The 11,080-nt window shown below is 65.0% G+C and carries 11 protein-coding genes; 9 read left to right on the top strand and 2 right to left on the bottom strand.

What is annotated here, in order from left to right; translation table 11 throughout:
- The 9 genes from OC446_RS27005 to OC446_RS26965 form a co-directional block, all read left to right on the top strand.
- Window positions 1–626, top strand: a 626-nt coding sequence (locus OC446_RS27005; protein WP_262032057.1) for an AMP-binding enzyme, incomplete at its 5' end; no start/stop codon positions are given.
- A 71-nt stretch (window positions 627–697) separates the two neighbouring features.
- Window positions 698–3,052, top strand: a complete 2,355-nt coding sequence (locus OC446_RS27000) for a bifunctional salicylyl-CoA 5-hydroxylase/oxidoreductase (protein ID WP_262032056.1) — start codon at window positions 698–700, stop codon at window positions 3,050–3,052.
- Between the two features lies 1 nt (window position 3,053).
- A complete protein-coding gene (locus tag OC446_RS26995) occupies window positions 3,054–3,821 on the top strand; it encodes an SDR family NAD(P)-dependent oxidoreductase (protein ID WP_262032055.1) in 768 nt (255 codons plus the stop codon).
- A gap of 2 nt (window positions 3,822–3,823) precedes the next feature.
- On the top strand, window positions 3,824–4,333 hold the full coding sequence (locus OC446_RS26990; protein ID WP_262032054.1) for a MarR family winged helix-turn-helix transcriptional regulator: 510 nt from the start codon (window positions 3,824–3,826) through the stop codon (window positions 4,331–4,333).
- The gene (locus OC446_RS26985; RefSeq protein ID WP_410055155.1) at window positions 4,333–5,166 is read left to right on the top strand and encodes an enoyl-CoA hydratase family protein; all 834 of its coding nucleotides are present in this window, start codon (window positions 4,333–4,335) and stop codon (window positions 5,164–5,166) included. Before OC446_RS26990 ends, OC446_RS26985 begins: the two co-directional genes overlap by 1 nt.
- Window position 5,167: 1 nt before the next feature.
- Window positions 5,168–6,376 carry an acyl-CoA dehydrogenase family protein gene (locus tag OC446_RS26980; protein ID WP_262032052.1) on the top strand — a complete coding sequence of 403 codons (1,209 nt, stop codon included), beginning with the start codon at window positions 5,168–5,170 and terminating at the stop codon, window positions 6,374–6,376.
- Window positions 6,377–6,389: 13 nt separating this feature from the next.
- Window positions 6,390–6,833, top strand: a complete 444-nt coding sequence (locus OC446_RS26975) for a RidA family protein (RefSeq protein WP_262032051.1) — start codon at window positions 6,390–6,392, stop codon at window positions 6,831–6,833.
- Between the two features lie 478 nt (window positions 6,834–7,311).
- The gene (locus OC446_RS26970; protein ID WP_262032050.1) at window positions 7,312–7,755 is read left to right on the top strand and encodes a YdeI/OmpD-associated family protein; all 444 of its coding nucleotides are present in this window, start codon (window positions 7,312–7,314) and stop codon (window positions 7,753–7,755) included.
- Window positions 7,756–8,003: 248 nt separating this feature from the next.
- Entirely contained in the window at window positions 8,004–9,476 is a 1,473-nt protein-coding gene (locus OC446_RS26965; RefSeq protein WP_262032049.1) for a GGDEF domain-containing protein, read from the top strand.
- Between the two features lie 152 nt (window positions 9,477–9,628).
- Here the strand turns inward: OC446_RS26965 and greA are convergent, their stop codons facing one another.
- Window positions 9,629–10,096 carry a transcription elongation factor GreA gene (greA, locus tag OC446_RS26960; RefSeq protein WP_262032048.1) on the bottom strand — a complete coding sequence of 156 codons (468 nt, stop codon included), beginning with the start codon at window positions 10,094–10,096 and terminating at the stop codon, window positions 9,629–9,631.
- A gap of 56 nt (window positions 10,097–10,152) precedes the next feature.
- On the bottom strand, window positions 10,153–11,080 hold a 928-nt coding region (locus OC446_RS26955), incomplete at its 5' end, for a branched-chain amino acid ABC transporter permease (protein ID WP_262032047.1).

The following is an 11,080-nucleotide window of genomic DNA, read 5'->3' as shown; positions in this document are numbered from 1 at the left end:
CCACCGAGATGCTGCACATCTTCATCGCCGCAACGGAGGACGAGATCCGTCCCGGCGCGACCGGCAAGCCCGTCCCGGGCTACGAGGCCAAGGTCGTCGACGACGAGGGGCGCGACCTCCCGCCCGGCAGCGTCGGTCGCCTCGCCGTACGCGGGCCGACCGGATGCCGCTATCTCGCGGACGAGCGGCAGCGGAAATACGTGCAGGACGGCTGGAACATCACCGGCGACACCTACCTGATGGATGAGGACGGGTACTTCTGGTACCAGGCCCGCTCCGACGACATGATCATCTCGGCGGGCTACAACATCGCCGGTCCCGAGGTCGAGGCGGCCCTCCTTACCCATCCGGCCGTCGCCGAATGCGGCGTCGTGGGCGCTCCCGACGATGGGCGCGGCACGGTGGTCAAGGCCTATGTGGTGCTCCGTTCCGGCCATGTGCCCGGACCCGAGCTGACGAAGGTGCTGCAGGATCACGTCAAGGCCGAGATCGCGCCCTACAAGTACCCGCGCCTCATCGAGTTCGTCGAGGCCTTGCCGCGCACGCAAACCGGCAAGCTGCAGCGCTTCGAGCTGCGGCGGATCGCCCAGGATGTCGAGGGCCATCAGGAGGCGATGAGCGCCTGACGCTCTTCCGGCTTGTGCGGAAATTATTTTAAGCTTAAAACAATAAGCGCAGTGTCTCGGGTAGGAATCTCATGAAGACGGCGATCATCGGCGGCGGCCCAGCGGGGCTTTATTTCGCGATCCTGCTGAAGAAGCTTCGGCCGGAATCCGACATCACGGTCTATGAGCGCAACCGCGCCGATGAGACGTTCGGATTCGGCGTCGTGTTCTCCGATGCGACGCTCGACAATTTCGAGAAATACGACCTGCCGAGCTATCAGCGGATCGTACGGGAATTCGCCTATTGGGACGACATCGCCATCCACTTCCGCGGCACCGAGCACCGGATCGGCGGCAACGGCTTCTGCGGCTGCTCGCGCCGCACGTTGCTCCTGATCCTGCAGGATCGCGCGGAAGAGCTCGGCGTCAGGCTGCGCTACGAAGTGGACGTGGACGACGAGAGCCTGTTCGACGATGCGGATCTCGTGGTCGTGGCCGACGGCATCAACAGCCGCTTCCGGGAGCGCTATGCGGATCACTTCCAGCCGGAGGTGGATCTGCGCCCCAACAAGTTCACCTGGATGGGCTCCACCAAGCCGCTGGACGCCTTCACCTTCATCTTCCAGGAAACCGAGTGGGGGCCGTTCATTGCCCATGCCTATCAGTATGAGGCGAACCGCTCGACCTGGGTGTTCGAGACCGATCCCGAGACGTTCGAGCGTGCGGGTTTGAAGGACAAGAGCGAGGCCGAGTCGGCGGCGCTCATGGAAAAAATCTTCGGCTGGTTCCTCGGCGGCCACCGCATCCTCACCAACCGGTCGATCTGGCGCAATTTCCCGATGATCCGCAACAAGCGCTGGGTCATGGGCAACAAGGTGCTGCTCGGCGATGCCAAGGCGTCGGCGCATTTCTCCATCGGGTCGGGCACCAAGCTCGCGATGGAGGATGCCATCGCGCTCTACGAATCCCTCCGCCGCGATCCGAGCGTCGAGGGGGCGCTGTCGCTCTACGAGACCGGACGGCGCGAGGAAGTCGAGAAGACCCAGCACGCGGCCGACGTGTCCCTGGTCTGGTTCGAGCACGTGGCGCGCTTCTGGGATTTCGACCCGGTGCAGTTCGCCTTCGGGGTCATGACCCGCGCCAAGGCGATCACCTATGACAACCTGCGTCTGCGCGCGCCCGACTTCGTGGCCGATGTCGACAGAACCTTTGCTCGGCAAGTGCAGAGACAGGGCTTCGACGTGTCGGTCGAGAACCCGAGCGCGCCCATGTTCCAGCCCTTCCGCCTGCGGGAGATGGTGGTCGCAAACCGCGTCGTGGTTTCGCCCATGGACATGTATTCGGCCAAGGACGGCATCCCGGGCGATTTTCATCTCGTCCATTACGGCGCGCGCGCCATGGGTGGCGCGGGGCTCGTCTTCACGGAAATGACCTGCGTGTCGCCGGAAGCGCGCATCACGCCCGGCTGCACGGGGCTTTGGAACGACGAGCAGGAAGCTGCCTGGAAGCGAATCGTCGATTACATCCATGCCAATTCGGCCGCGAAGTTCTGCCTGCAGCTCGGACATTCCGGACGCAAGGGCGCGACCAAGCTCATGTGGGAGGGCATGGACCGGCCCCTGGAGGAGGGCGCCTGGGACATCTGCTCCGCGTCTCCCATTCCCTACTTCCCGGACAGCCCGGTGCCGCGCGAAGCGACGCGCGCCGACATGGATCTCATCAAGGCGCAGTTTGTCGAGGCTGTGCGGCGCGGCGCGAAGGCCGGGTTCGACATGCTCGAACTGCATTGCGCCCACGGCTACCTGATGGCGAGCTTCCTGTCGCCGCTCACCAACCGCCGCACGGACGAATACGGCGGCTCCCTGGAGAACCGCCTGCGCTTCCCGCTCGAAGTGTTTGACGCCATGCGCGAGGTCTGGCCGGCGCACAAGCCCATGTCGGTGCGCATCTCCGCGACCGATTGGGCGGAGGGCGGGATCACGGGCGACGACGCGGTCGAGATCGCCCGGGCCTTCTCCGAGCACGGCGTGGACCTCGTCGACGTCTCGACGGGGCAGACCGTGCGCGAGGCGCGGCCGATTTACGGGCGCATGTTCCAGACGCCGTTCTCCGACCAGGTGCGCAACGAGGCGCAGGTCGCCACCATATGCGTCGGCAACATCACGGCGGCCGATCAGGTGAACACGATCCTGGCGGCGGGCCGTGCGGATCTCGTGGCGCTCGGCCGGCCTCATCTGGTCGATCCGTTCTTCACCATGAAGGCCGCGGCGTGGTACGGCGCGAAGGACATCCATTGCCCGCCGCAATATCTCATGGGCAAGGACCAGATCTTCCGCAATTCCGTGCGCGACCGTCAGGACATGGAAGAGCTCAAGGTGAAGGCGAAGCCCAAGACCCGGGCGGAGTTGAAGATGGAGGCCGGAGAGAAGCCTCTCGCGGCGGAATGACATGACCCTGACAAGTCTCAAGGGGCGTCATGCCTTGGTGACCGGCGGCGGCCGCGGGATCGGCCGCGCCATTGCGGCATCGCTCGTGAAGGCGGGCGCATCCGTCACCGTCGTCGGGCGTTCCCCCGCGCCACTCGAGGAGGCGATCGTACAGGGGGACGCCCATGCTGCCGCCATTGCCGACGTCACCGATGCGTCGGCCGTGCAGCGCACGGTGCGCGAGGCGGTCGAGCGCTACGGTCCCGTCGACCTGATGATCGCCAATGCGGGAGCGGCCGCATCGGCACCGTTCATGAAAACGGGACCCGACGTTTTCCGGCAGATGCTGGACGTGAACCTGCTCGGCGTCACCACCATGGCGCAGGCGGTGCTGGGCTCCATGACCGAGCGTGGTTTCGGGCGCATCGTCGCCGTGGCGTCCACGGCGGGGCTCAAGGGCTATCCCTATGTGAGCGCCTATTGCGCGGCCAAGCACGCGGTGATCGGCTTCGTGCGCGCGCTCGCACTCGAGACGGCGAAGACCGGCGTGACGGTCAATGCGGTCTGCCCCGGCTTCACCGATACCGATCTCGTGGCCGAGAGCCTGGACCGGATCATGGCGAAGACCAACAGGAGCCGCGACGAGGCGCTCGGCGAACTGGTGAAGCACAACCCGCAAGGGCGCCTGATCGACCCTTCCGAGATCGCCGATGCCGTGCTCTGGCTGTGCGGCGAGGGCGCGCGCTCTGTGACCGGACAGGCCATCGTGGTGGCCGGTGGAGAGATCTGACGATGGACGACCAAGCCATTCCGCTCGATGCCGAGACCAAGGCCGTCGAGATGCCCGAGGATCACCGGGAGGAACTGCGCCTGTGGCTGCGGCTTCTCACCTGCTCCACGTTGATCGAGGGCGAGGTGCGCCGCCGCCTGCGCGAGCGCTTCGACGTGACGCTCCCGCGCTTCGACCTGATGGCCCAGCTCGACAAGGCACATGACGGCATGACCCTTTCCGACCTGTCGAAACGGATGATGGTGTCGAACGGCAATCTCACGGGCCTCGTCGACCGGCTGGTCGCCTCGGGCCATGTGGTGCGAACCGTATCGCCCACGGATCGGCGTGCCATGGTGATCAGCATGACCGAGGAAGGCCGCACCGAGTTCCGGACCATGGCGGGCGAGCACGAGCATTGGATCGCCGATCTCTTCGGCGATCTCAACGCGAAGGACCGCACCGACCTCATGCGGCTCCTCGCCAAGACCAAGCTGTCCGCAAGACGGGCGATCAAGGGAGACGACCAGTGATGCAGTTCGCCAATTCCGTCACCCTGCCGCTGTCCTCTTACGAGCCGCGCCACTTCCTGCTCTCGGTCGACGGGCCAGTCGCGACGGTGACGCTCAACCGGCCGGAGAAGAAGAATCCGCTCACCTTCGAGAGCTATCGCGAGCTGACGGATTTCTTCCATGCCTGCGCCAAGGACGACGATGTGAAGGTCGTGGTCATCGCGGGAGCGGGCGGCAATTTCTCCTCCGGCGGTGACGTGTTCGAGATCATCGGCCCGCTCGTCGAGATGGACACGAAGGGCCTCACCGCGTTCACGCGCATGACGGGTGAACTGGTGAAGGCCATGCGCGCCGCGCCCCAGCCCATCGTGGCGGCGGTCGAGGGCATCTGCGCGGGAGCGGGCGCCATCGTGGCCATGGCGTCGGACCTGCGTCTCGCGGCGCCCGGCGCCAAGGTGGCGTTCCTGTTCAACAAGGTCGGACTCGCCGGCTGCGACATGGGCGCCTGCGCCATCCTCCCGCGCATCATCGGCCAGGGCCGCGCGTCGGAACTGCTCTATACCGGTCGCTTCATGAGCGCCGAGGAAGGCGAACGCTGGGGCTTCTTCAGCCGCATCGTCGAGGCACCCGAACTCATGGCCGAGGCCTGCAAGCTCGCCCGCGCCATCGGCACCGGGCCGACCTATGCCAACACCATGACGAAGCGCATGCTCGCCATGGAATGGGCCATGTCGGTGGAGGAGGCCATCGAGGCGGAAGCGGTCGCGCAAGCCCTGTGCATGACCACGGAAGATTTCGCCCGCGCCTATCGCGCCTTCGCGGCGAAAGAGAAGCCTGTGTTCAAGGGAGATTGACGTGATCGATACGAGCTTTCTCTCTTGGCCGTTCTTCGAGGAACGGCACAGGCGCTTCGCCGAAGACCTGAACGCCTGGGCGTCGAGGGAGGTCAAACCCCTCGTCGATCACCACGACGTGGACGCCTCCTGCCGCCGTCTCGTGCGGCGCTTAGGGGAGGCGGGCTGGCTCAAGGCGGTGGTGCCGCAGGCCTATGGCGGCCTCACTCCGTCCTTCGACGTGCGCACCCTGTGCCTGGCGCGCGAGACCCTGGCCGCACACGAGGGAGTGGCCGATTTCGCCTTCGCCATGCAGGGCCTCGGCACAGGGCCGATCACGCTGTTCGGCTCCGACGCCCTCAAGGAGCAATACCTGCCGCCCGTGGCCCGTGGCGATGCCATCGCGGCCTTCGCGCTCTCCGAGCCGGAGGCGGGCTCCGACGTCGCCGCCATGAGCACCACGGCAACGCCGGACGGGCCCGACCATGTGCGGCTCGACGGCCTGAAGACCTGGATCTCCAATGGCGGGATCGCGGACCACTACGTGGTCTTCGCCCGCTCGGGCGAAGCGCCCGGCGCCAAGGGCCTGTCGGCCTATGTGGTCGATGCGCAGGCGCCCGGCTTGACGATCGAGAACCGCATCGACGTCATCGCGCCCCATCCGCTCGCGACGCTCCGGTTCGATGCTTGCCGCGTGCCGCTCACAAACCGCATCGGCGGTCCGGGCGAGGGGTTCAAGGTCGCCATGGCGACCCTCGACGTGTTCCGTTCCACGGTCGGCGCAGCGGCGCTCGGGCTGGCGCGTCGCGCCTTGGCCGAGGCGCTGCTTCATGCCTCGTCGCGCAAGCTTTTCGGAGCGCCCCTCGGCGACCTGCAGATGACGCAGGCCGCCCTGGCCGACATGGCCACGGGCGTGGACGGCGCTGCGCTTCTCGTCTATCGCGCCGCCTGGACCAAGGACCAGGGTGCGCCGCGCGTGACCCGCGAGGCCGCCATGGCGAAGATGCATGCGACGGAGACGGCGCAGATCGTCATCGACAAGGCCGTGCAGATCTTCGGCGGGCTCGGCGTCACACGGGGCGTGAAGGTCGAGGAACTCTATCGGGAAATCCGTGCCCTGCGCATTTATGAAGGCGCCACCGAAGTTCAGAAAATCGTGATCGCGCGCGAGCTCCTGAAGATGCTGGAGGCGCAGCGCGCCCGGGATCTCAGCACCGCGTCCGGTCGATAAGGGAGAAAGAACGATGACAGCCGCACTGGAAGGCACCCCCCTGCCTGACGCCGACGATGGGCCCGAGGTCCTGAACCCGAAGCATTGGCGTGCGCCGAAAGGCTATTCCAACGGCATGATGGGCGAGGGCCGTGTCCTGGTGACGGGCGGCATCGTCGGCTGGGACGAGAGGGAAGCCTTCGCCGACGGTTTCGTCGCGCAGGCGCGCCAGATCTTCGAGAACATCAAGGCCATCCTGGCCGAGGGCGGCGCCGAGCCCCGGCATCTCGTGCGCCTGACCTGGTACGTAGTCGATATCGATGAATACCTCGCCCATCTGCGCGAGCTCGGCCGGGCCTATCGGGATGTGTTCGGCGCGCATTATCCCGCCATGGCGCTCGTTCAAGTGGTCAGGCTCGTGGAGAAGGCGGCCCGGATCGAAGTCGAGGCGACGGCCATCGTTCCGAGCAAGCGTTAGCGGGTTGTGCCTTTGGGCCCTAATGAGGGATGATTCATAACCTCTCCCATGTCATGGCCTTCCCCGGACGTGATCCGGGGATCGCCGGCACAAGGCCAGTGCTGACGGAGTAGGAAGGGAGTGCCCCACGAATTTCTTGGGGGCCAGACTCAATCATGTCGATGGGATTGCCGTCGTGTTGGACTTGCACCATGTTTGGCGGCAACCTTGTGCATCGTGCCGACCCAGCGGGCCGCACTAGCGAAAAGTGGACCCGGGTTTCCGCATCAACGATGCGCAGACTATAGGAAGAAGCATCGGACCCAGAAGCGGGTCCACTTTTGAGTCTGACGCTTTAGTGTTTGGAATGGTTGGCACACGGCATACACCCTTGGCATTTCAGAAGGCTACTGAGCTCGGTGACTGGCTTGCGACGCATCATCAGTCCGCAACGGAACTCTGGGTCAGGATCTTCAAGTCAAGTTCGGGCAGGCCCTCCGTGACGTGGGCCGATTGCGTCGTCGAGGCGATCCGCTTCGGGTGGATCGACGGGCAGAAACAACCACTCGATACAGAGTCGTTCCTACAGCGCCTGACGCCTAGGCGGCCGAAGTCCAACTGGTCCGCAAAAAACTGCGCTCATGCGATGACGCTGATTGCGGAAGGCCGGATGACTCCAGCCGGATTGGCGCAGGTGGAGGCCGCGAAGGCCGACGGTCGGTGGGACAAAGCTTATGCTGGTTCAGCCGCGATGGCGATCCCTCAGGACTTCCTCGATGCCTTGGCAACAAGGCCGAAGGCGAAGGTGTTCTTCCTGACCCTCGACCGCAAGAACCTTTATTCAATCTATTATCGTCTTCACTCGGCGAAAAAGCCCGAGACGCGGGCCAAGCGTATGGGACTGATGCTGGCTCAGCTGGAGCGGGGCGAGCGATTTCACTGAATCGCAGCGATCTCAAGAGGCTGACCGGGTTCAGTTCCTGAGAATGATGACTGTGGTCCTCCGCTGCGATAAGATTTACTGCTTCACTGTAGTTCAGAGGCATTTGCGCCACCATCGCAAGTGTTGCAGGAAAGCCTGCTTCTTCGACAACCTTGCGGATGCCTACAAAATCACCTGATTTGAGCTAGTATTACATTGCTGCTTTGCGGTGAATGGCACCTGGAATCAGGTTCACCCGCAGGTCTTCTATGCTGCACTCCAAAACCGACAGGTTCACCGTTCCTTCGTCGAGCGACCTTGCCGACGATGCCGAGATGTTCGAGCTCGCCCCGGTGTCGCTCTGGCTCGAGGATTACAGCGGCCTCAAGGAGCTGTTATCAGAATGGCGCGCGGCCGGGGTGGCGTCGCTGCGCGATCACCTGCTGGAGGACACGGCGCGCGTGGAGGCCTGTTCGAGCCTGATCCGCGTCATCAAGGTCAACCGCAAGACGCTCAGCCTGTTCGAGGCCGAGGACCTGTCGCAGCTCGTGAGCAATCTCGGCCGCATTTTCCGCAATGACATGCTGAAGACCCATATCGAGGAGCTGGTGCAGCTTTGGGATGGTCGCACGGAGTTCTTCAGCAACACCGTGAACTACACCCTGTCGGGCAAGCGCCTCGACATCCAGCTCAAGGGCAGTGTGCTGCCGGGACATGGCGACCGATGGGACCGCGTTCTCATCGCCATCGAGGACGTGACCGAGCGCGAGACGGCGCGCCGGCAGCTTGCCGCCAGCGAAACTTACGCCCGGGGGCTGTTCGAGCATTCACCCGTGTCGCTTTGGGTGGAGGACTTCAGCAGCGTCAAGCATCTCCTCGACGACGTGCGCCGACAGGGGATCACGGATTTTCGCGTGTTCACCGATGTCCATCCGGAATTCGTCACGCGCTGCATGAGCGAAATCCGCGTGATCGACGTCAACCGGCACACGCTCGAGCTCTTCTCGGCGCCCGACAAGCAGACCCTGCTGATGCGCCTCGGCGATGTGTTCCGCGACGAGATGCGGGAGCATTTCCGGGAACAGCTGATCGATCTCTGGAACGGCAAGATTTTCCAGCAGCGCGAGGTCGTGAACTATTCCCTGTCCGGCGACGAGCTGCACCTTCATCTGCAGTTCTCCGTCCTGCCGGGCTACGAGAGCGACTGGTCGCAGGTCCAGGTGGCGCTGACCGACATCACGGCCCGCAAGCGCGCCGAGGCCTATCTGGAATATCTCGGCAAGCACGACGTCCTGACCAAGCTCTACAACCGCTCCTTCTATGTCGACGAGCTCAACCGTCTGGAGCGCAAGGGCCCGTTCCCGGTCTCCATCGTCATCATCGATCTCAACGGCCTCAAGGCCGCGAACGACCAACTCGGCCACGCGGCCGGCGACGCACTGCTGCGCCGGGCCGGCGAGGTGCTGAACAAGGCGGTCGACAAGCCCTCCTATGCGGCGCGCATCGGCGGCGACGAGTTCGCTCTTCTGATGCCCGGCACCGACGAGCGGGACGCCAAGGTCGTGACGGACAGCATCGAGAACCTGCTCGAGGTGAACAACCAGTTCTATACCGGCCTGCCCCTTCGCTTCGCCATCGGGGCCGCAACGAGCCAACCCGGTGAGAGGCTGGAGGCCGTCGTGAAGCGCGCCGACCTCCTGATGTACGAGGCCAAGCGCGCCTATTACGCAGCCGAAGCGTAGGACGACCGGGGCACCCTCTCACGTCATGGCCGTCCCCGGACTTGATTCGGGGATCAGTCCCGGCCATCCCGGTCCGGTGAGGCTCGACGTTTCAACCGATCGGGATCACCGGATCAGGTCCAGGGAGGCGACGCCATGCGGGAAGCGGATTCCTACAATCCGATCTCGACGATCTCGGCCGTCGTCTGTCCAACCGGCACCACGTCGCCGATCTCCTTGCCCATGAGGGCCTGCGCCAGGGGCGACACGTAGGACAGGCTTCCCTTGACAGGATCCGCCTCGTCCTCGCCGACGATCCGGTAGGTCTGGCGGCGGCCGTCCTCGCGCTCGAAGGTCACGCGGGCGCCGAAGCGGACATGAGCGGAATCCGTGGGAGGCGGCACCACCTCGGAGGAAGCGCGGCGGGCGGACCAGTAGCGCAGGTCGCGGGTGATGCGGGCCACCTCGGCCTTGTCGCCCGCGGATTGAGCCTCGGCGAGACGTTTCTGCAGGGCGTCGATTTCCGCGTCCATCTGGGCCAGCCCGGAGGGCGTGACGAGATGGTGCGGGCTGATCATCCGGTCGGGAAGGTCCTCGAAGGCTTCTCCGCCCTCGGTCTCACGAACAAAGGCACGGCTCATTACGTCTCCTCCGCTCTTTGGGAGGAAACGGTTCGCGGTTCCGAAGGTTTCCAGGACTAACCTTTATTGCTTGGCTTGGTCCCGCCTTGCCGAAGGCGTCCGACGATACCGCCCGGGAAGGCATAGACGCTGACGATGAACAGCGCGCCGAGCCACAGGAGCCAGCGGTCCGGGTGGATCAGGTTGGGCAGGAGCGGAATTCCCGCGAGAGCGGCGCTGCCTGCGCCCATCAGCACCTGCAGGTAGCTCTGAGCCAGGACAAAGAGCGCCGCTCCGATGACCGCGCCGTACATGGTGCCCATGCCGCCGATCACGACCATGAGCAGGATGTCGATCATGATCGCAAAGGACAGGGTGGTGTCGGGCCCGTTATAGCGCAGCCACAGGGCCATGAGCGCCCCGGCGATCGTGGCGGCGAGCGCCGAGATGACGGAGGCGGCGGTGCGGTAGGCCACCACCCGGTAGCCGAGCGCCTCGGCGCGGAACTCGTTCTCGCGGATCGCCTGCAGCACGCGCCCGAAGGGCGAGTTCACGATGCGCAGGAGAACGAGGAAGACGACGAGCGAGACGGCGAAGACGAGATAATAGGCCAGGAGCCGCCCGTTGACCGCGGTGCCAAAGAGAGGCTCCGACAGGAGCCGGAACGCCGGGCGCAGGGTGGGCGGCAGCTGGAACGACAATCCGTCTTCGCCGCCCGTCACGTCGGAGAGCTGCGAGGCGAGAACGGCCGCCGCCGAGGCGACCGCCAGCGTGATCATCGAGAAGAAGATGGCCCGCACGCGCAGGGACAGGAGCCCGATGGCGACGGCGAGCAGGGCGGACAGGGCCAGTGCGCACAGGAGCCCGATGGCGGCCGAGCCCCAGGTGGGGCCGAGGCGTTCCAGCGCGATGGCGATGCCGTAGCCGCCGATGCCGAAGAACATGGTGTGGGCGAAGGACACGATGCCGGAATAGCCGAGCAGCAGGTCGTAGCTCGCGACCAGC

It is taken from the genome of Microvirga sp. Mcv34 (genome assembly GCF_024519725.1).
Taxonomy (GTDB): Bacteria; Pseudomonadota; Alphaproteobacteria; order Rhizobiales; family Beijerinckiaceae; genus Microvirga.
Note: the sequence above shows the minus strand (reverse complement) of the source record. Positions and strands in the feature narration are given on the sequence as shown.